General features: G+C 73.2%; 16 protein-coding genes. 7 read left to right on the top strand and 9 right to left on the bottom strand.

Translation table 11 applies throughout. The annotated features are described in order from the left end of the window. Positions 1-3: 3 nt before the first annotated feature. Positions 4-1,350, bottom strand: coding sequence for a serine/threonine-protein kinase (locus tag WME97_RS34515; protein ID WP_437543926.1), 1,347 nt, complete (start codon positions 1,348-1,350; stop codon positions 4-6). Positions 1,351-1,573: 223 nt separating this feature from the next. Here WME97_RS34515 and WME97_RS34510 point away from each other — a divergent pair, with 223 nt between their 5' ends. Continuing rightward, the gene (locus WME97_RS34510; protein WP_437543924.1) at positions 1,574-2,686 is read left to right on the top strand and encodes a hypothetical protein; all 1,113 of its coding nucleotides are present in this window, start codon (positions 1,574-1,576) and stop codon (positions 2,684-2,686) included. Beyond that, positions 2,683-4,368 (top strand): hypothetical protein, encoded by a 1,686-nt coding sequence (locus WME97_RS34505; RefSeq protein WP_437543922.1) that lies wholly within the window; start codon positions 2,683-2,685, stop codon positions 4,366-4,368. The genes WME97_RS34510 and WME97_RS34505 overlap by 4 nt, the downstream gene beginning before the upstream one ends. Before the next feature lie 18 nt (positions 4,369-4,386). On the opposite strand, the gene WME97_RS34500 is transcribed toward WME97_RS34505, so the two are convergent. From WME97_RS34500 to WME97_RS34490, 3 genes are read right to left on the bottom strand one after another with little or no spacing between them, the layout of a single operon-like run. Continuing rightward, positions 4,387-5,952, bottom strand: coding sequence for a dipeptidyl-peptidase 3 family protein (locus WME97_RS34500; RefSeq protein WP_437543920.1), 1,566 nt, complete (start codon positions 5,950-5,952; stop codon positions 4,387-4,389). A gap of 36 nt (positions 5,953-5,988) precedes the next feature. Continuing rightward, positions 5,989-6,924, bottom strand: coding sequence for an SDR family oxidoreductase (locus WME97_RS34495; protein WP_437543918.1), 936 nt, complete (start codon positions 6,922-6,924; stop codon positions 5,989-5,991). Then, the gene (locus WME97_RS34490; RefSeq protein ID WP_437543916.1) at positions 6,921-7,784 is read right to left on the bottom strand and encodes a lysophospholipid acyltransferase family protein; all 864 of its coding nucleotides are present in this window, start codon (positions 7,782-7,784) and stop codon (positions 6,921-6,923) included. Before WME97_RS34490 ends, WME97_RS34495 begins: the two co-directional genes overlap by 4 nt. A 407-nt stretch (positions 7,785-8,191) precedes the next feature. Between WME97_RS34490 and WME97_RS34485 the strand changes: the two genes are divergently transcribed. Continuing rightward, positions 8,192-8,662 carry a GNAT family N-acetyltransferase gene (locus WME97_RS34485; RefSeq protein ID WP_437555546.1) on the top strand — a complete coding sequence of 157 codons (471 nt, stop codon included), beginning with the start codon at positions 8,192-8,194 and terminating at the stop codon, positions 8,660-8,662. Here WME97_RS34485 and WME97_RS34480 read toward each other — a convergent pair. From WME97_RS34480 to WME97_RS34470, 3 genes are all read right to left on the bottom strand, one after another. Continuing rightward, on the bottom strand, positions 8,629-8,949 hold the full coding sequence (locus WME97_RS34480; protein WP_437543914.1) for a hypothetical protein: 321 nt from the start codon (positions 8,947-8,949) through the stop codon (positions 8,629-8,631). The two genes, WME97_RS34485 and WME97_RS34480, sit on opposite strands and share 34 nt — an antisense overlap. A 380-nt stretch (positions 8,950-9,329) precedes the next feature. Continuing rightward, positions 9,330-11,042, bottom strand: a complete 1,713-nt coding sequence (locus tag WME97_RS34475; RefSeq protein ID WP_437543913.1) for a protein kinase domain-containing protein — start codon at positions 11,040-11,042, stop codon at positions 9,330-9,332. 229 nt (positions 11,043-11,271) lie between these two features. After that, complete coding sequence (locus tag WME97_RS34470) at positions 11,272-13,164, bottom strand: radical SAM protein (protein ID WP_437543911.1); 1,893 nt, start codon at positions 13,162-13,164, stop codon at positions 11,272-11,274. Between the two features lie 153 nt (positions 13,165-13,317). Between WME97_RS34470 and WME97_RS34465 the strand changes: the two genes are divergently transcribed. The 4 genes from WME97_RS34465 to radC all read left to right on the top strand — a co-directional run bounded on the left by WME97_RS34465 (position 13,318) and on the right by radC (position 17,596). After that, entirely contained in the window at positions 13,318-15,543 is a 2,226-nt protein-coding gene (locus WME97_RS34465) for a HEAT repeat domain-containing protein (protein WP_437543909.1), read from the top strand. Next, positions 15,540-15,914 (top strand): exodeoxyribonuclease VII small subunit, encoded by a 375-nt coding sequence (gene xseB, locus WME97_RS34460; RefSeq protein ID WP_437543907.1) that lies wholly within the window; start codon positions 15,540-15,542, stop codon positions 15,912-15,914. The genes WME97_RS34465 and xseB overlap by 4 nt, the downstream gene beginning before the upstream one ends. Positions 15,915-15,930: 16 nt before the next feature. Beyond that, positions 15,931-16,659: a competence/damage-inducible protein A gene (locus WME97_RS34455; protein WP_437543905.1), complete on the top strand. Its 729-nt coding sequence runs from the start codon at positions 15,931-15,933 to the stop codon at positions 16,657-16,659. 157 nt (positions 16,660-16,816) lie between these two features. Then, positions 16,817-17,596, top strand: coding sequence for a RadC family protein (radC, locus tag WME97_RS34450; RefSeq protein WP_437543903.1), 780 nt, complete (start codon positions 16,817-16,819; stop codon positions 17,594-17,596). Here the strand turns inward: radC and WME97_RS34445 are convergent. Further along, positions 17,593-18,804 (bottom strand): tetratricopeptide repeat protein, encoded by a 1,212-nt coding sequence (locus WME97_RS34445; RefSeq protein ID WP_437543901.1) that lies wholly within the window; start codon positions 18,802-18,804, stop codon positions 17,593-17,595. The two genes, radC and WME97_RS34445, sit on opposite strands and share 4 nt — an antisense overlap. A 108-nt stretch (positions 18,805-18,912) precedes the next feature. After that, the gene (locus WME97_RS34440; RefSeq protein WP_437543899.1) at positions 18,913-19,650 is read right to left on the bottom strand and encodes a hypothetical protein; all 738 of its coding nucleotides are present in this window, start codon (positions 19,648-19,650) and stop codon (positions 18,913-18,915) included. Positions 19,651-19,863: the final 213 nt, after the last annotated feature.

Genomic DNA, 19,863 nt, shown 5'->3' with positions numbered 1-19,863 from the left:
GCGCTAGAAGCCGGGCTCGCGGAATTTGGCGCGCCCGGTCTCGGCAGGCGATCGGGAGCGAGGCGGGCTCGCGCTCGCGGCGGGGGTGGAGGACGGCGGCGCCGCGGGCGCGGTGGACGGGGCCGGCTCTGACACGCGCGCGGGCTCCGGGGCGCGCGGCTCGGCGGTGGCGACCCCCGGGCGCGGCTCCACCGTGACGGCCGGCGCCGCGGGCACCGCCACGGGCGGCGCGCCGGGGCCCTCCCCGAGGCCGATCCACAGGAGCGTCGCCGCCCCGAGCAGCGCGCCCGAGGCGACGAGCGCCGCCGCGGTGGCGATCGTCCGGGCGCGGCGGCGCGGGTCCAGGCGCGAGGGGGTGCGCCCCCGCGCCCTGCCGTCCGCGGCGCGCAAGGCGTCCTTGATCAGCGCCGTGCGACGCGAGGTGCGCGCGGCGAGCGCGTTGCGGATGTACCCCGTGACCTCGCCAGGGCGGCTGCCGAGGGCGGCGTCCACCGCCTCGAGCGCGTCCGCGAGCTCGGCCATCGTCGCGAAGCGCTCGGCCGGATCCTTGGCGAGCGCGCGCATCACCGCCGCCTCGAGCGCGGGGGGGTACCCGGGGACGAGGGGGCCCGGCGGATCGACCGGCTCGGGCCGCGCGATGCGCGCCATCGTCGCGAGGTCGTGGCTGGCGGCGAACGGGTGCGTGCCCGTCGTCAGCTGATAGAGCACGATCCCGAGCGCGAAGACGTCGGACCGCCGGTCCAGCTGCTCGCTATAGACCTGCTCGGGCGCCATGAAGAGGATCTTGCCCTTCATGTGCCCGGTGTTGGTCGTCGGGTTGTCCACCTGCGCCATGGCCTTGGCCACGCCGAAATCAGCGATTTTGACCGAGCCGTCACGCGTGATCAGGATGTTGTGCGGCGACACGTCCCGGTGAACGAGCCCGACCAGCGCGCCGCCGTCGTCCCGTAGCTCGTGGGCCGCATGCAGCCCACGCGCCGCCTCGATCGCGATCCTCACGGCGACGGGCAGGGGGAGCGGGCTGCCCTGCTTGCGGGTGCTGCCGCCGAGCAGCGCCACGAGCGCGTCGCCGTCGATCCACTCCATCACGAAGTAGAGCACCCCGCTTTGCTCACCTTGATCCAGGATCGCGCACACATTGGGGTGCTTGATCCGGGAGGCGATGCGCGACTCCGTGAGGAACATGCGCTTGCAGCGCGGATCGCTGGAGAGCGCCGGCAGCATCGTCTTGACTGCCACGATCTTGTCGCCCGCCGCCCCGCCGCGCTCTCGGGCCGCCCACACCGTTCCCATTCCGCCCTGCGCGATGGCGATCAGCAGCTCATAGCGGCCGAGAAGCTGGCCTGGCACAAGATCGACGGGCGCTATCACAGCTCGTACCTGCGACTCCTGTGTCGTCGTGAGTCCGACCATGCTGAAGCTCTCACCGACAGTGGGAGAGCGTTCCAGGCGGGTCGTGCAAGAGCGTTCCAGGATCGGACGCTAATCTCAAACAATTTTCCAGTTGTCGAGGATCGGTCGGCGTGAGTACGGTTAGACTGCCTCTATCGCTTGGTGATGGAAGGAGGCGTGGGTGAAGCATCGGATCACCATCGGCGGAGTGGTATTCTTCGCCCTGGTCGGCGTCGGTCCGGCTGCATTCGCCGAGCCTTCCCCGGAGGACGCCAGCCGCGCGCCGCCGGCCGCGGTCGCGAGCGACACTGCGGCTGTCGCTGCGCCCCACAAGCCGAGCGCCGCGGAGCTCGCGTCCGCGCGGCACCTCTTCGCGCTCGGCCTCGCCGCGGAGGACAGCGGCCGGTGGGCAGAGGCGCTGGAGACGTACGAGCGCATCAGCAAGATCGTCGTGTCCCCGCCTCTCTGGTATCACCTCGGCGTCTGTCACGAGGCGCTCGGCCACGTCGTCGAGGCGCTCAACGCATTTGAGCTCGCTGCGTCCGGCGCGACCGCGCGGAACGAGATCGCGCTCGCCAGGGAGTCGCGCGCGCGACTGGAGAAGCTTCGCGTGAAGACGTCGCAGATCGTCCTGCAGCTGCCCGAGGACGCGACCGGCGTGCGCGTCGAGATCGATGGTGAGCCGATCCACGCCGCGCTCGTCGGCGCGGCCATCCTCGTGAGCCCCGGGGCGCGGCGGGTCGTCGTGGCGGCCGAGAACTATGCGGCGCGGTTCGAGGCGACGGTGCAGGCCGAGACGGGCGCGGTCGTCGAGCTGCGGGCCGAGCTCGGCCGCAAGCGCTCGCTCGCGGTCCTGCGGTCGAGCGCGCCCGCGCGCCCGGCGCTGCCCAGCGCGCCCGCGCCCGGCCCGCGCATCTCGCCGGTGATCGTCGTGGGGACGGCGGCCGCGCTCGCCGCCGGCGCCGTGGTCACGGGCGCCATGGCGTACGACGTGCGGCACAGCTTCCTGAAGAAGAACGAGAACCCTGCCCCGGGCTCGCTGGGCGAGCGGCAGGCGCTGCACGATCGCGGGCAAGCGCTCGCCGTCACGAGCACGGTGCTCACCGGGGCCGCCGTCATCGCGGGCGGCTTCGCCACCTACCTCTTCTGGCCCTCGTCCTCCTCGCCCGCGGCTCCTCCGGACGCCGCCGGGCGGCGGCCTGCGCCCGCGGCGCCGCGCGCCCCCCGCCCGACGGCGCTCTCGCCATGGGTCGGCGCGGACGGCGCCGGGGTCGCCGTGCGGGGAGTGCTGTGAGCGGCGCACCTCGCCCCGGAGCGGGCGCCGTCGCCGGGCTCGCCCTCGCCTGCGCCGGCCTCGGCGCGTGCGCCTTCATCGCGCCGTTCCCCGACGTCGCGGCGGATCCCGCGCCGGTGGGCGCGGGGGGAGGCGGCGGCGGGGCAGGCGGCGGCGGCGAGGTTCAGGAGATCTGCGTTCCCCTCACCGAGGCGGACTGCTACGCGGGGCCGCAGGGCACGCAGGGCGTCGGCCTCTGCGTCGCCGGCGTCGCCGCGTGCAATGACGACGGGACCGACGTCGGCGCCTGCGTCGGCCAGGTGCTGCCCGCGTTCGAGAGCTGCGCCACGCTCGAGGACGAGAACTGCGACGGGCGAGCGTGCACGGGCGACCCGGTGCACAGCGTCGCGCTCGGCGGGGCCGGCGCTCAGCAGGGCCTGGGCATCGCCGCCTCGGCCGACGCCGTCGTCGTGGTCGGCTCGGCGTCGGGCAGCACCGATCTCGGCGCGGGCCCGTCGGACGAGCTGGGCGCGCTCGGCGAGCCGGACGCTTTCCTCGTCTCGTTCTCCCGCGACGCCTCCAGGCGCGAGGGTCGGTTCCGGTTCGGCCGCCGCTTCGCGGACAGCGTCGCCCGGGCGGTCGCGCTCGCGCCGGGGGGCGACGTGGTGCTCGCGGGCAGCGCGGCCGGCGACGTCGATTTCGGCGGCCGCGTGCTCGAGGGCGCCGGCCGCCGCGCCGACGTCGTCGTGGCGCGGTTCGACGCGACCGGGGCGCACCAGTTCAGCCGGCGGTTCGGCGACGAGGCCACGCAACACGCGGCGGCGGTCGCCGTGGACCAGGCGGGGAACGCCTTCATCACCGGCGAGTTCTCGGGCACGCTCGATTTCGGCGAGGGCCGCCGGGGCGAGCGGTTCACCCTGGAGAGCCACGGCAGGAGCGACGCCTTCCTGGTCAAGCTCGACGCCGCCGGCCACGTCGACTGGGCCAAGCGGCTCGGCGGCCAGGGAGATCAGGCCGGTACCGGCGTCGCCGTCGACGGCGACGGCGACATCGTCGTCGTCGGCTGGTTCAGCGGGGAGGTCGATCTCGGGGGCGAGAGGCCGCTCACCACCGACGCCAAGACCAACCTGTTCGTCGCGAAGCTCGACCCCTCGGGCGACCACGTCTGGAGCAAGGCGGCCGACGCGACCAACGCGGCCGAGGCGCTCGGCGTGGCCGTCGATGGAGCGGGCAACATCCTCGTGACCGGCTCGTTCCGGGGGGCGATCTCCCTCGGCGAGTCGCTGCTCACGAGCAATGGAGACAAGGACGTCTTCCTCATCCGTCTGGACGACAACGGCGTCCTGCAGTGGTGCGAGGACTTCGGCGACGACGCCGACCAGGAGGGCGCCTCCGTCGCGGTCGATCTCGCGGGCAACATCCTCCTCACCGGCTCCTTCCTGGGGAACCTGGACATCGGCACGGAGGCGCACTCGGCCACGGGCGCCGCGGACGTGTTCGTGGCGAAGCTCGACCCTGCCAGCAACCCGATCTGGTTGCGCTCGTTCGGCGACTCGGGCGAGCAGCGCAGCGCCGCCGTCGCCGTCGATCTCCTCGGCGACGGCTGGGTGACCGGCCGCTTCGACGGCGTCCTCGATCGCGGGGCAGCCACGGCCGTGAGCCAGGGCGCCGGCGACGCGTTCCTCGTGCAGATCGGGCCGTGAGCGCCGCTCGCCGGCGGCTCACTCGCCGGCGAGCGGGTAGATCGGCCGGATGTCGATCGGGATCCCCTCGAGGCCGCCGAGCGCTTGCTGCATCGGCTCCGAGACCTCTCCGTACCTGGCGAGGAGCTCGCCGGCGGCCTGCCTGTCGCCGCGGTGCTGCACCATGCAGAGATCGCGGACGAGGCGGGTGATGGCGGCCTCGAGCTCCTCGGCGTCGACGGTGAAGCGCCGTGTCGCCGGGTCGAAGCGGGCGGCGCGCTCCTCGAGGAACCGGTTGATCTGGAGCGCGGCCCCCTTGCCGTGCGCCTCGGCCACGCCGAAGCGGGTGCTCCTGAAGAGCCCTGCGAAATAGGAGATGAGGAGCTTTTCCCTGAAATCCGCCGCGAAGTGGCCTCGCTGGATCATGAAGAGGACGTTGTAAGCGCCCATCACGTCGGCCTTGGCCTCCTCCAGCGCGGAGTACGTCGGGCCGAGCGCGATCCGCACCTCGACCCGCTCCCCGCTCGCGGTCGTGAACGCAGGGCCGAGGCTGTGCGAGAGCTCGTGGAAGAGCGTCTCGTTGAAGAACGCGTCGGAGGACAGGTGATCGAGCTGCGCCGGGTCGAGGATGCGCTCGGCGATAGGGCGCATGATCAGCTCGAACTTCGTCTCGATGACGTTGCGGAGCAGGACCTTCTTGGCCCCCTTCTCGGCGCGGACGCGCTCGTCGTTCGGCAGGTTGAACGCGATCGTCTGGACCGATTTGCGGGCGTCGCCGGCGCTGAACACGAGGTCGACGACCTGGATGGGGCTCTCCCCGCCGCGCGCCGTCTTCACGTCCTCGGGGACAGGCAGGTTGCGCTCCATCTCCGGGAGGAGCTCCTTGTACTTCGAGAGCTTGCGGGAAGCATCGGGGTCGCTCACCGTGACGAACGACTCGAACGAGGCCTTGAGGCCGAGGAGCTCGTCCTCGTAGGTCTCGTAAGGACCGATGGTCACCTCGACGCGGCTGTCGAGGTCCATCCAGTCCTTGTCGGATGCATAGTAGTCGTCGGAGCGGAACGCGGCGGCCCGGGACCTCAGGAACCGCCTTAGGCTCTCGCTCGCGGTGAGCGCCGCGGCCTCCTCGAGGAGCGCGCCGGCGGGGCCGAGCCACGCGGCGTAGGCCTGGCTGTACGGCACGGCGACGAGCCGGCCCTGGTCCCGGCGGATGAGCGTGAACAGGCTGTTGAAGGCCTCCTTGTCGCCCGGGTGCTGCTCGACCCACGCGTTGAGCTCGTCGGCCGAGAGATCTTCCGGGTAGAAGCCAGCGCCAGGAGGATGGGGCCTGTCGATGGCGAAGGGGCGGTGGTGATCCTGCCTGTCCCACGGGCCGCGCATGATGTCGAAGTAGGCGAGCCTGTCCCGCCCCTCCGGGGTGCCGTCCGCCACCAGCTCCTCGCGGAGCTCCGGGTTCCCGGCGTAGGCCTGCCGATCGAACACGGGATCGAGTTGCCGCGAAGCCTCGATGAGCTTGCCGAGCGCTCTCTTCTCCGGCTCGGGCAGATTGTCGATGTCCGCGGTGAGCCTGGCCGGCGCGAACTGATTGACCTTCTCGGACAACATCGGGACCTCCTTATCTCATGAGATGAACTCCCCGGCTCAGGGGCGGCTCGCCGGGACCGGGTGGGCGTCGCGGTACTCGCGGATGGCCTCGGCTTCGTCGATGGCGTGCTTGAACCCGGTCGCGGCGCGGAACGCGGCCCCGTCCACGACGACGGGGTACTTGATGTGGGTCAGCGCCGCGCGAGGGAGCTTCGGCAGGCCGAAGCGGCCGAACGCGTTGCGCAGCACGAACTCGGGGAGGGGCAACGCCACCCGGCCCGCCGCCCGGATGATGAGCGACAGGGGCACAGGCTGCGGGCCAGAGACGTTGTAGACGCCGCGGATGCGCTTCTCGAGGGCGAGGCAGATGGCGGTCACGACGTCCTGCTCGTGCATGAACTGGAACAGCGGGTCGAACCCGAGCACGTACGGGACGCGGGGGCCGCGGAGGAAGCTCGCCAGCGTGCCGTGGCCTGTCGGGCCGAGCGTGTAGCACATGCGGAGAACGGTCGTGCAGAGCTCGGGAGCGCGCCAGAGCGCCGTGCAGGCGTAGAGATCGGCCGCGACGAGGTCGGCGAGCTCGGGGAAGGTGGACACCGCCATCGGAGGATCCTCCTCCGTGTGGTAGAGCGGCGACTCGGGGCCGGCGCCGTAGTAGGTGTGTCGGCCGACGAAGATCACGTGTTCGACCCCGCAGGCGCGGCTGTTGTCGAAGACGACGCGCGTGCCGCCGAGGTTGATCCGATACCGCTCCTCCGTCTGCTCCACGAGGTGCGTCACGGTCGCCATGTGGATGACGGCCTGGGGCCGGGCCTTGCGGAACACGTCCTCCGCGGCGCGCTTCTGCAGATCCACGTTGTGCATCTCGACGCCGGCCGGGGCGGTCGGCCACGGCCGCCGGTCGATGCCGATCACCTCGTGCCCCTCCTCGAGGAGGCGCGTCGCGACCATGCGGCCCAGCTGGCCGGTGATCCCTGGGATGAGGACCCTCATGCGTGCTCCTTCGATGAGGCGGGCCTGGGCGGCGTGGCGCCGCGCCAGTCCACCGAAAGCTTCCCGCGGCGCCGCTTTCGCCCGTCCTCGATGAGCTCGGCGATCCTCGCCTTCACCTGCTCGACGTGGCCCAGGATCACCTCGTCTTCCTCGGCGCCGGTCCCGGCGAACGTCATCGGCTCGCCGTACGTGATCTCCAGCTGGACCGGCAGCGGCGCCGGGATGAGGTACGGGGTGATCGGGATGTACGGCACGCCGAACAGCCGGCCGATCGTGTAAGAGTTGGCGATGGTCGGCACCGCCTCGCCGCCGCCGACGAAGCCGAAGGGGATGACGGGCGTCCTCGTCTTCATCGCGAGCCGGACGAACCCCGATCCGAAGTGCACGAGCGAGTTGCGCTCGCTGTAGAGCTTGGCGGTGCCGCGCGCCCCCTCGGGGAACACCATGAGCAACCGCTCGTCCTCGAGGAGGCGGCTCGCGTGCTCGGGGAGGCCGGTGAACTGCCCTGTGCGGCTCGACCAGAGCGAGGTGAAGGGGAGGCGATTGATGAACTTCTCCGCCATCCCCTCGGCCAGACGCGGAGGATCCATCGCGAAGAACATCGACGCGACCACCATCGCCCCGTCGATGGCGACTCCCCCGCAGTGATTGCCGACGAGCATCGCCCGCCCGCGCGCGGGGACGTTCTCCAGGCCCGTCACGCCCACCGAGAAGTAATGATGATAGAAGAAATCCAGGAGGGAGAAGAAGAGACCCAGGTGCTTCTGGGAGATGCCGTAAGGATCGACCCCGAAGCTGTTGAAAGGGATCTCCAGCCGCTGGACGCGCTGGGCAATCGAGTCGCTGACGAGCAGTGTCAAGGGTCACCCTCCGGGAGGCTTCGGCGCCCGGAGGGTATGCGCGATCGGGCGAGGAGCACAACCTCCGCCAACCGCCGCAAGAGGCAGCCGGCGCGGCGGAGCCATGGACCGCGCGCCGAGCGCCGGGCGCGCTCGTCGAGGATCGCTCCTTGAAACATAACGCGCCGCGGCGACGTCTTCGCGACCGGTCGTCAACGGCCCGGCCGTGCGCTCGTCGCTAGATCGAGGAGCCGCGCGTCGTGCGCGTCGTGCGCGTCGTGCGCGTCGTGCGCGTCGTGCGCGTCGTCATTGAGCAGCCGTGCTGCCCGCGGTATGGGGTCGGCCATGTCGATCCGATGCTGCGCTTCCGCGCTCTCCGGCCGTACGGCCGGAGAACGTCCCTGCGACGCCCGCCGGGAGGTCGCCTCGTGACAGCGCTCGTGATCCGCCGGGCGGCGCCCACCGACGCCGCGCTGATCGCGGCGAACAACCGGGCGATGGCGCTCGAGACGGAGGGCAAGGTGCTGGATGCCGCCACCACCCTCCGCGGCGCCGCCGCGCTGATCGCGGATGCCGCCAAAGGGTTCTATCTGGTGGCCGAGCACGCGTCCGAGATGGCCGGGCAGCTGATGGTCACCTACGAATGGAGTGACTGGAGAAACGGTACTTTCTGGTGGATCCAGTCCGTCTATGTGACCCCCGCGCAACGGCGCAGCGGGGTCTTCCGGGCGCTGTATCGGCGAGTCCACGAGATGGCGGCGGACGCGGGGGACGTGTGCGGTATCCGCCTGTACGTGGAGACCGCGAACGCGCGAGCGCAGTCGACGTATGTCGCGCTCGGAATGCGGCGTTCGCACTACGAGCTCTATGAGCTCGATTTGGCCTTCGGCTCGTCCTGAGGGGTCCGACTCTCCTGGTTCGAACCAGGGGGGACGACCGCGGCCATCGACGGCCAGGAGCCCTTGACGAGGGCTCGCATCGCGGCCGTCTTCAGCGCCACCTCCCCGGGATCGAGGAAGACGCCGAGGGCCTGGCGGATGTGAGGGAGCGTGCGGATGAGATCGGCTGGCGTCATCGCTTCGGGCGGTGACACATCGCTCCGCTCGCAGGCATCCTGGATGATCTTTCTGGCGAACGCGGGTGCGAGGCCACAGCACTCGACGACCTGCTCAAAAAGCGAGCGCATGAGCTGGTTCCCCCCGGGGTAACGTCCGACGCGCGGCGCGTCTTTCACTTGGGCGAGCACATACCGCCCCACGACAAGAATAGTCTACCTCCCCTATCGCGCTCGTGAGGCGACCACTGACGTTCTGCTGTCGTTTGTGAGCATGTAGGCGACGCCGCGGCGCGTTCAATGTGCGATAGCGCGACCCGACGTCGCGCTATCGGCGCCGAGGTCGCGGGTGCTCGCGGTCGTCGGGGTGTTGGACGTGCCTCCATGGTCGGAGTGTTGGACGAGGCGGCGAAAAGGATCATGGCTCGGCCCGGGGGGCGCGCTGGATCCATGCGCACGTACCGTCTTGGGCTTTCTCCGCGGTGACGTCGTGCGTCACAGCCCTGTGTGCGTCACAGGCCGGATGGCTTGAAGGGCGTCCGGGAGGTCGTCCGCGGAGCGCTCCGCTTCGGCTCTGGCGCCTTTGGCGCGGTCTTCGGCGCCGCGCTCCGAACGGTCGATGAGCGGGTGGCCGGCTTCGCCGTCGGGGCCGTGGATCCGCTGGTCGTGCGCGTGTCGGGCCGGCTCGTCCTGGGCTTGACGGCCGCGGGCGGGGTCGCTCTGGCGCTCGGCCGCGGGGCGGGGCTCTGGGCGGCTCTGCCGGGAATCACGCCCTGAGCGGAGCTGTCGGGCACAGCGCCCTGAGCGGAGCCGCCGGGGACCGCGGACCCGGCCAGCTCGCCGGAATGCCCGGGCGCGGCCGCCTGGACTGGCCCGCTGGCCGCCGCGGCCGCGGGGAAGAAGGACGAGATCCGGGAGACAGAGGCGCTCTCCCCCGTGAAGGGAGCGGCTGGCTCTTTCTGGCCGGAGGCGAGAAAGGCGCCCGCCCCGACCGCGATCGCGACCGCGCAGGCGCTGGCGAGCACGCGGCGGCGCGCGATGTGGTGCCGGCCGCGGGAGACGGCCTCGGAGACGACGGCGCCCAGCCCCGGCGCGCTGCCCTCGGCGCCCGAGCTGTCCTGCGCCGCCTCGACGCTCCGCTGGGTCGAAGGAGCGCGCTGGCTGAGGGGCAGACGATCGCTCAACGGAGAGCGCGGGCTCAGCGGATCGCTCAACGGAGAGCGCTGGCTCAGCGGCGATCGCCCCGACTTGGGCGCCGAGGCGGGAACGCCCCGCGCGCTGACCGGCGCCGTGAGGCTCTCCGGCGGCCCGCGCAAACCGACCTCCTTGATGAGCGCCTCCACCGCCCGGGGCGACGACACAGCGAGGCCCGGCGTCTGCGTGGCTGCGTCTTCCAGCGCCTCGGCGAACGCCGCGGCGGTCGGGAAGCGATCGTCGGGGTCGGTGCGCAGCGCGCGCAGGCAGATCTCGTCGATCGCGGCCGGCACCGACGGGACCACCCCGCGCGGCCCCGTGGGCGCGCCCTGGAGGATCTGCGCGAGCAGCGCGCCGTCGTTGTCGGCCTTGAACAGGCGCTCCTCCGTGAGCATCTCCCAGAGCACCACGCCGGCCGAGTACACGTCGCTGCGACGGTCGACGTTCGCGCCCCGGATCTGCTCGGGCGCCATGTAGGCGAGCTTGCCCTTGAGCGCGTTGCCCCGCGTCGACATGAGCCTCGTCTCGGCGCGGGCCACCCCGAAATCGGTGATGCGCGCGATGCCGTCGACGCCGACGAGCACGTTCTGCGGCGAGACGTCGCGGTGCACGAGGTTGAGCGGCTCGCCCTCGCCCCCCGTGAGCTCGTGCGCGGCGTGGAGACCCGCGAGCACGTCGAGGAAGATGCGGAGCACGATCCCGAGCGGGACGGGCCGCTTCGCCCGCGCGCACGTGCGGAGCAAGGTGTGCAGCGACGGCCCCTCGATGTACTCCATGACGAGGAACAGCGGGTCCTCGACGAGATCGAACGTCGCGACGACATTGGGGTGGCGGACCCGCGCCGCGAGGCGCGCCTCGTCGAGGAACATCGCGACGAACTCGGGCTCCGCCGCGATGTGCGGGTGCATCATCTTCAGCGCGACGAGGCGCTCGAACCCGCCGGCGCCCACGGCCCGCCCGAGATACACCGTCGCCATGCCGCCTGACGCGATGGCGCGCAAGCTCTCATAGCGGCCCGCGTGCAAGGTCACGTGACCAGACTACACCATGCGTGGTGCGTTCTCCACGACTCCCGCGCCGCTCACGCGAGCCTCCTCCCACACGGCCGCGAGGAGAACCGGATTCTGTGTCGATGTGAGGTGCCCTGCGACCGATCGCCGAGCCCGGCGGCTCACGTGACCTGTCTCTCGGCGATCGGGGGCCGCGCTGCGCTGCGCTGTCCTGCGCTGCGCTTCCTTGCCGCGCGCGGTGCGAGCGCGATCAGCTCACGATCGGCAGCCGCCTGGCCGCCCGCCGTGAGCGCGCGCCGCCCTGCTCGCGCTCGCGCAACGCAAGGTCGTGCTCGATGATCGTTAGGGGCTTGTCGTAGGTCGGTAAAGGAAGATCCTGATTCTTCGCATAGACAGGGTGCCTACCGTGCTTCTTGTACCACTCGGCCACCGTGGCGTTGGCCTTCATCTTCTCGAGGATATTCCGCCATCCAGCCCCGGTGTTGTACGCACAGAAGCTGATCTCGCCGAGCTGCGTTCCGTACGGAATGATGCACATCTCGGTGCGGCGGAAGTCGTAATTGAACAGATCCTGGAACCACATGCCCGCGACGAAAAGGACCCGCCACTCGTACTCGCGGGCGTCGCCCTCGCCGGCGTGCGCGGCGCCCGTCTGGCTCATGAACTGCTTCACGAGCGTCGCGAGGTTGAAGCCGGGCGGCGCCTTGTCCGGCTGGTAATGGCGCAGCAGCGCGGCGACGACCTGCGCCTTCGTGAGGGCGCGGCCGCGCCCCGCGTCGAAGATCGCGCGCAGGTCGGAGAGCAGCCCTTCGACGTCGATGAAGTCGAGCAGCGGGACCATCTGCTTCGTCTTCTTGTGGACGAACAGCGCGGTCCCGATCCCGCAGTTCGGGTGGCAGCCGCAGTTGATCTGCCCCCAGTCCTTGTCGGGGCCGTCGAGGAGGTCGGTCACGTTGCCGAAGGGGCTGAGCGCCGACAGGGGGAACCAGTCGCGCAGCGGGTCGGTCACGCCCGTCTGCCGGGCGATGTCGTGCGCGAGGTGGCTCAGCGTATAGCGCTGCTTCTCGCGCAGCTCGTCGGAGATGTCCTCGTCGCGGCCGGTGAAGCTGACCGGCTGGAAGCTGACGACGGTGATCTTGTCGGCGTTCTGGACCGCAAAGTCGATGATGGGCCCCACCTGATCGTTGTTGACCCCGTTGACGATCGTCACGACCAGGATGACGTCGATCCCGGCGGCCGAGAGCTCCTCGATCGCCCGCAGCTTCACGTCGTAGAGGTTCCCGATCTTCCGGTGGCCGTTCGCGGCGTTCGTGACCCCGTCGAACTGCAGGTACGCCATCCGGAGGCCCGCTTCCTTGGCCTTCCTGGCGAAGCCCGGCTCGTCCGCGAAGCGGATCCCGTTCGTCGCGCACTGCACCGCGAAGTAGCCCTTCTCGCGCGCGTACCGGATCGCGTCGAGGAAGTGCGGGCTCAGCGTCGGCTCGCCGCCGGAGAACTGGATCGACATCTGGCGGCGCGGGCGCACCGCCGCCGCGTCGTCCAGGATCCTCGTGATCTCCTCCCAGGAGAGCTCATGCACGTAGCCGACCTGATTGGCATCCATGAAGCACGGGTCGCACATCATGTTGCAGCGGTTCGTCAGGTCGACCGTGAGCACCGCGCCGCGACCGTAACGGATGGTGCTCGATCCGTGGTCGTGGATCCTGTCCTTCGTCATCTCGACGTCGCGGCCGCCGAAGAGGCGCTCGATCCGGGCCAGGAACGCCGGGTCGATCGAGATCGTGTCCGAGAAGAAGCCGTGCTTCGGGCACGTCTTCTCCATGACCACGCGCCCTTCGCGCGCGACGATGCTGGCGCGGATCTCGCCGGGCTTGTCCGTGATGAGCTTGGTCCAATCCGCCCTGCCACTCAGGATCTCGTCGCGCGCCTCCTTGACGCAGCGCGGGCACAGGCTGTCCGTCTCGCGAGGCCAGCCGAGCGGGGGCTTCGTGCGCTCGCCGCCCCTCGGGATCGGCTTGTCGCTCCACTTCGGGTGAAACGGCCTGGGCTCGCCGCCGAGGCGGCTCAGTCGCTGCAAGACCGGCCATGCCTTGCCGGCGGAGACCGTGATGGCCTTTTCCAGTGTCCGTACCAGGTCGATCAAGCGTCACCTCTCTCACAGCCGCATTTCGCGGCTGCACGGTAGGTCGACCTAGCGCGTGCTTCCATCAAATTCCAGGCTGTCACGCGGCGCTGACACGGCTCGGCCTGGGGCGTGACAGCGGGCCGTCGATCGCGGGATAGTGCGGCGCAGCGAATGCGATTCCTCCCTGGAACCCCCCGCGCCCTGGGCCTCGCCGCGGCGCTCGCGGCCACCGCGATGGCGGGCCCGGCAGCGCCTCAGCCGGTCGCGCGGACCGCCCGGGCGCCGCAGGCCGCGGAGGAAGGCGGCAAGGCGCCCGCGGGGGCCCAGGCCGGCGCGACGCCGCTGCGCGGCAGCCTCGGCGTGGCGGTCGGCGAGCGGCTGCTCTCGTCGAGCGACCCGGCGGCGCGGCTCCGCGGCATCGAGCGCCTCGGGGCGATCGGCACCGAGGAGGCGGTGAGCGCGCTGCTCGCCGCGCTCGATCAGCACGGCGCCCCGGGGGCGCGCGATCCCAGGACGCGCCTCGCGGCGGTGCGGGCGCTGGCGGACCACGCGCAGCGCGACAGCGTGCGCCAGCTGCTCGCGCGCGAGCTCTCGGAGAGCGCGCCCACGCGCGGCGCCGCGTCGCCGCTCGGCGAGGTGCTGCGCGGCACCGCCGCCCTCGCGCTCGCGCGCACGGGCGAGCGGCGCGCGCTCGGCGTGCTCGTGAACGCGATCGTGCAGGGCGGGGCCGCGGGCGAGGCCGCCGCGCGCGCGATCAAGGCGCACCCGCCCGCGTCGCTCCGGCTCCTGCTCGGCAGCCGCAAGCGGATCGAGCCGGCGCTCGCGAGCTTCCTCGGCGATCTCGGCGATCTCCGGGCGATCGCGGCGCTCCGGCCGATGCTCGAGGGCGGCGACAGGGCGGCGCAGGTGGCCGCGGCGCGCGCCCTCGCGCGCCTCGGCGACGAGGCGGCGCTGGCGAAGGCCCGCGCGTGGCTCCGCAAGCCAGAGCCGGGGCTCTTCGAGCCGACGGCGGAGATCCTCGTGTACCTCGGCGCGCCGGAGGCGGCGGACGCCGTGGCCGCGCTGCTCGGATCCGAGCTCGGGCGGATGGAGGGGCTCAGGCTGGCCGAGCTCGTGCCGGCGGAGCGGCTCGTGCCGGCGCTCGCGCGCGCCCTCCCGCTGCTCCCCGACGACGCGCGGCCCCGCGCGGTCGCGGCGATCGGCCGCGCGGGCGGCGCGGAGGCGGCGCGGCAGCTGCGCCGGGTCCTGAGCGAGCGCCCCGAGCTCGCGACGGCGGCCGCGTTCGCGCTGGCGACGATGCCGGGGGCCGAGGCGCGGGCCGCGGTAGCGGAGCTCTTCGAGGGCCCGCGCGCCGCGAAGGACGCGGACCTCCGCAGGCTCGGCCTGCGCGCCGGGGTGGTCCGCGGGCTCGTGCTGCGCGACGCGCCCGAGGCGCTCGAGAAGCGGCTGCTCGCCGCGCTCGCCGCGCCGAGCGGGTCGAGCGATCGCGCCGTCGGGGTGTTCGGCGCCGTGGCGCTCGGCCTCCGCGATGCGGTCGATGTCGTCGGCGCCTGCTCCCCGTCCTCCTGCGATCGCACGGCGGTCCACGCGGCGGCGCGCGGCGCGCTCGCCCGGGGCGAGCGCGCCCTCGCCGCCCTCGCGCCGCTCTTCGCGGCGCTCGCGGCGTCGGGCGCCGGGTCGCCGCCCGGCGCCGCGAGCGCCGCGAAGAGCGACGACGCGGCGCCCGACGCGGCGGCGATCTCCGCCGGCGTCGCGCTGCTCGCGGAGCCCGGGGGCGGGGCGATCGCCACCTCGCGGCTCGCCGCCCTCGCGGAGGCGGGCGGACCGCTGTCGCCGCTCGCCGCCCGCGCGCTCGCGGCCCGCGACGACGAGGTGGTCCGCGGCAGGATCGAGCGGCTGATCGAGGGGAGCGATCCCGTCGTGCGCGCGCACGTCGCGCTCGGCCTCGGGAGCGACCCGATGCCCGACAGCGTCTCCCTTCTCGCCCGCGCGTACCGCTTCGAGGACGACCCCGCGGTGCGCCGCGCGATCGTCCGCGGCCTGTCCCGGCGCACCGAGGTGCAGCGCAGGCGCGTCCTCGTCGCGGCGCGGGATCTCGATCCTGACGAAGGGGTGCGCGCGCTCGCGCGGGCCGCCCTCTCCGGCGCCGACGCGCGGGCCCTCGATCGGCCGCGCTCCGCGCTGGCGACGGGCGTCGTGTGGGTGGCCATCGTCCCGAACGACCGGAGCGCGTCCGGGAGCGCTTCCTCGCGTCCGGCACGGCTCGTCCGGCCGGATGGGCTCGCGGTCCCTGTCGTGGCCGATCCCGACGGCGTGCTCCTCGTGCCGGCGGTGCCGCCCGGCGCGAGCGCCGTCCTGCTTGCGCCGGCCGCACCCCCGGGGGACGCTGGCTCATGACGACGATGAGCAACGCGACGGACGAGGGCGGCGCGGGCGTGGAATCACGCGCCGAGTCACGCGCCGAATCGAGCGCGGAGCCCGGCGCCGCCGGGGCGCCGGCGAAGGCCGAGGCCGACCGCGCTCCGCGGAGCGGCGACGCGGGCGCCGGCGCGATGTCGTTCGAGGAGTCGACGCGCCGCCTCGCGAAGATCGTCGCGGAGCTCGAGGGCGGCGATCTGCCGCTCGAGCGCGCGCTCTCGCTCTTCGAGGAGGGCATCCGCCTCTCGCGGTCGGCGCAGGAGCGCCTCGATCGCGCGGAGAAGCGCGTCGAGGAGCTGCTCGGGATGGACGCCGACGGGCGCCCGGTGACGCGCGAGTTCGAGAGCTGAGCGGAAGAAGGGTGACATGAGGACCGCAGCGGCGCTGATCATCGGCAACGAGCTGCTCAGCGGGAAGATCGCTGACGAGAACCTGGTCGTGCTCGCGGGCACCCTGCGCGCGCTCGGCGTCAAGCTGGAGCGGGCGGTCATGGTGCTCGACGAGATCGAGGTGATCGCCGCCGAGGTGCGGGCGCTCGCGGCGTCGCACGACTGGGTCTTCACGAGCGGCGGCGTGGGCCCGACGCACGACGACCTGACGATCGCGGGCGTCGCGCGCGCGTTCGGCGTGCCGGTGGTCAGCGCGCCCAACATCGAGGGCCTCCTGCGCGATTACTACGGCGATCGGCTCACCGAGGGGCACCTGCTCATGGCCCGCATCCCGGAGGGCGCGCGGCTCGTGACCGGCGGCAGCGCCGCGTGGCCCGGCGTGGTGATGCGCAACGTGTGGATGCTGCCCGGCGTGCCGCAGATCTTCCGGGCGAAGCAGGCGCTCATCCAGGCCGAGCTCTCCGGCGGGGCGCCGTTCGTCTCGCTCGCGGTGTTCACGACCCTCGACGAGGGGCAGCTCAAGCCCATGCTCGACCGCGTGGTCGAGGCCCACCGCGACGTCGACATCGGCTCTTATCCGAGGTGGTCCGGCGTCGAGTACCGCACGAAGCTCACGTTCGACGGCCTCGTCGAGGCCAGGGTGCGCGCGGCGCGCGACGCCTTCGCCGAGAGCCTCCCCGCGGAGGCGATCGTCCGCGTCGAGTGACGCGCGCGCGTCTCCGTTGGCGCTCCGGGCGAGGGCGCGGCGGCGCGGGGCCTGGCGGCCGCCACCCTCCGCCGCCGCTCCGCCGCCTCGCCGTCGCGCGCGTCCCCGCGGCGCCCCGGGCGGGCAGGCGGGCCCGCCGCGTGCTTGTCGCTCGCGCATGAGCCCGTGGAAGCGCGCCCCCCTGCTGTCCGATCACCTCCCCGAGACGTGCACCGACGACCCCTCGGCGCTGGCCGCCTTCATCGGCCCGCGCGAGCGGGCGCTCGAGGAGGGGATCTGGTCGCTCGGCGACGCCGACCTGCTCGCGATCGTGCTCGGCACAGGGCTGGTCGGCACCCCCGTGACGCTCGTCTCCGCCGCGCTCCTCTCGCGCTTCGCCGGGCTGGAGGGGCTCGCGCGGCTCGGCCCGCACGCGCTCGCCGAGCACCCCGGCCTCGGTCTCGCGAAGGCGCTCCGGATCGCCGCGTCGCTCGAGCTCGGGCGGCGCGCCTTCGAGCGCGCGGTGCGCCCGCGGCCTCCGGTGCGCACATCGGCCTCGATCGCGGCGTGGTGCGCGGCGCAGCTCGGCCCGCTCGATCACGAGCAGATGTGGGTGATCTCGCTCGACGGCCGCAACGGGATGAGGGGAGCGCGCAGGGTCGCGCAGGGCGGGCTCCACGGCTGCTCCGTCACGGCCAGGGACATCCTTCGCGCCGCGCTCTCGGACGCGGCCTCGGCGCTCGTGCTCGTGCACAACCACCCGAGCGGCGACTCGGCGCCGTCGCCCGAGGACGTGGCCATGACCAACGCGGTCGCCGCCGCCGGCGAGGTGATCGGCGTGCCGCTCGTCGACCATGTCATCCTCGCGCCGGACGGGCACTACTCCTCGCTGCTCGATCTCGGGATGATCGCGCCGGGCGACGCGCCGCGCGGCGCCGCCCCGCCGAGCCGAGGCTAGGCGCGCTGGCCGACCAGGAGGCCGTGCCGCTCTCCGCCGGGCGCCCCTCCGGTGCCTGGCACGCTCGCGAACCGCAGCGTCGCGCCGCCCCAGTCGACCGAGGGGCTCCCCTTCAGCAGCGAGGTATAGAGCGCGCTCGCCTGCGTCATCGGGCAGCCGATCGCCTCGCGCACGAGCGTGAGCGACGCGCCCGTCGCGTAGCTGACCGGCGCCTGCCGGCCGTCCTCGCCGATCACCGTGACCTTGAAGACGTCGTCCTCGGCGCGCGCGGCGCGGTCCGGATCGGTCAGCGCGAGGTGCAGCGCCTCGATCGCGCCGCTCCCGGGGCCATTGTTCGGGGAGTCGAGGGTCACGTGGAGCTCGAGGAGCGGCGCCGTGTAGCGGACGATCTGCCGCGCCGCCGCGCCCTCCGCCGTCGCGGGCGCCGCGCGCGCCTCGCGGCGCCTGAGCTGCGCCTCGATGACGAGCGCCGACCGCGCGAGCTCCCGCTCCGTCTTGCCGAGCAGCCGGCGCGCGCGCATCTCGGCGAGCGCGCGCTGCAGCACCTCGCGGTTCCTCGCCGCCTGCTCGTGGCTCCGCTCGCGCGCGAGCAGCGCCTCGAGCTCGCCCAGCGCTCGCGCGTGCTCCCCGATGGACGCGAGCGCGTCCGCGAGCGTGAGCCGGGCGTCGGCGAACGAGGGCGCGCGCCTCACCGCCTCGCGGTAGGCCGCGATGGCCGGCGCGATCTCCCGCCGCGCCTCGTGCGCGAGCCCGAGCGCGAAGGCCGCCCGCGCGTCCTCCGGCGCGGCCTCGCACGCGCGCGCGAGCCAGCGCGCCGCCTCGTCGTAGAGGCGCAGATCGTACAGCACGACCCCGAGCTCGCGCAGCGCCCGCGGATCGGGCGGCTCGATCGCCGCGCCCCGCCGGAGCTCCGCGGCCGCCTCGTCGAGCCGGCCGAGGCGGACCAGGGCGCGGGCGTAGGCGAGGCGCGCCTCGATCAGCTCCTCCCCGCCGTCCTCCCTTCCGCCGAGCTCCACCCCACGCGCGAGCGCCCTCGCCGCGTCCGCCCAGCGCTCCTCCGCCGCGTACGCGGCCCCGAGCGCGAGCCACGCCCCCGCGTCGTCCGGCGCGCCCGCGACGTGCCCCTCGAGCCCGGCGATCCCGCCGGCCATGTCTCCGCGGCCCAGCAGATCGAGCGCGCGCGCTCGCTGCGCTCCGGACGACGTCATGGCGGCAGCGTACGCCGGCGCGGCGGCGCGGGTCGAGCGTCCGAGCGGGCGGGGCCTCATCCTCGGCGGGGCCTCACCTGCGACGGGGCGTCACCCGCGCCTTCGGCGTCAGTAGCCCTGCGGGAGATCGCCCGCCAGGCACGAGACGGTGTTCGGCGCCCCGCGCGACGACCACTTGGCGCCGGTCGGCACGCCGCCGTCGAAGCGCACGCCCTCGTGTGGATCCCACGACGGCGTCTCGCCCGGGCGCAGCGAGTGCGTCCCGCTCTGGTAGAACGCGATGATGTACGTATGCCCCGCGACGCGGCAGCCGAGCCGCCTCGCGAGCGCCTGCGCGAAGGACCGGCCGGTGTGGCCGAAGGCACTGCAGCAGCGGAGCCACACGAGGGCGTCCGGCCCCGCGAGCTCGGCCCTCAGGGCGTCGAGCGCGTCATCAAGCGGCGAGCCGGGCCGGAGCGCGGCCTCGTCGAGCCGCGTCGCGCCCATGCGCATGTACCCCCAGCCGCCGTGCCCCCAGGCCTGCAGCGACGCGATCTTCCGGCCGCGCTCCCGCGCCGCGCGCGCCGCCCAGCCGAGCGCCTCGGCCCAGCTCGCGGCGGACTGCCACGCGTCGGCCGCGCCCGTCATGCGGTGCAGCAGCGCGCCGGCGCGCCAGATCGGCGTGAGCCCGATCGTCGCGCCCACGGCCTCGCCCAGGACCTCGAGGTCCCCGGTCTCGGCGGAACCTGCGGCGTCTGCCGCAGCTGGGTGCGCGCGCGCCGCCGCGCCATCGCGACGTCTCGCGCCGTTTGCGCGCCGCGCGTTACCCCACCCGACGTCGGTGTTATCGAAGAGGACGAGCCGCATACAACCCCCCATTCTACGCGCTCCGAATGTACCGCCGCTCGTAACCTCGGCCACGCGGTCGATTCCCCACCCGCCCCCCGAACGCCTCCCGACGCCGCTCCTCCTCCCGCCGCGCCGCGCCGCACGCGCCGTACGTCAGCGAGCACGCCCCGGGCGCGGCGAGGGCGCGATGGACGGGAGGAGGTCGTCCGTCGACGTCCTCCACCGTCTAGT

Source organism: Sorangium sp. So ce367, assembly GCF_051520455.1.
GTDB lineage: Bacteria > Myxococcota_A > Polyangia > Polyangiales > Polyangiaceae > Sorangium > Sorangium cellulosum_B.
This window is presented reverse-complemented; position numbering and strand designations above follow the sequence as displayed.

What these genes read in the sequence shown, in the direction of transcription:
- WME97_RS34465 (WP_437543909.1), top strand. Translation starts at nt 13,318, where the DNA reads ATGCGATTCCTCCCTGGAACCCCCCGCGCCCTGGGCCTCGCCGCGGCG.
- WME97_RS34480 (WP_437543914.1), bottom strand. Translation starts at nt 8,949, where the DNA reads ATGCGCTCGCTTTTTGAGCAGGTCGTCGAGTGCTGTGGCCTCGCACCC.
- WME97_RS34445 (WP_437543901.1), bottom strand. Translation starts at nt 18,804, where the DNA reads ATGACGTCGTCCGGAGCGCAGCGAGCGCGCGCGCTCGATCTGCTGGGC.
- radC (WP_437543903.1), top strand. Translation starts at nt 16,817, where the DNA reads ATGAGCCCGTGGAAGCGCGCCCCCCTGCTGTCCGATCACCTCCCCGAG.
- WME97_RS34500 (WP_437543920.1), bottom strand. Translation starts at nt 5,952, where the DNA reads ATGTTGTCCGAGAAGGTCAATCAGTTCGCGCCGGCCAGGCTCACCGCG.
- WME97_RS34455 (WP_437543905.1), top strand. Translation starts at nt 15,931, where the DNA reads ATGAGGACCGCAGCGGCGCTGATCATCGGCAACGAGCTGCTCAGCGGG.
- WME97_RS34495 (WP_437543918.1), bottom strand. Translation starts at nt 6,924, where the DNA reads ATGAGGGTCCTCATCCCAGGGATCACCGGCCAGCTGGGCCGCATGGTC.
- WME97_RS34440 (WP_437543899.1), bottom strand. Translation starts at nt 19,650, where the DNA reads ATGCGGCTCGTCCTCTTCGATAACACCGACGTCGGGTGGGGTAACGCG.
- xseB (WP_437543907.1), top strand. Translation starts at nt 15,540, where the DNA reads ATGACGACGATGAGCAACGCGACGGACGAGGGCGGCGCGGGCGTGGAA.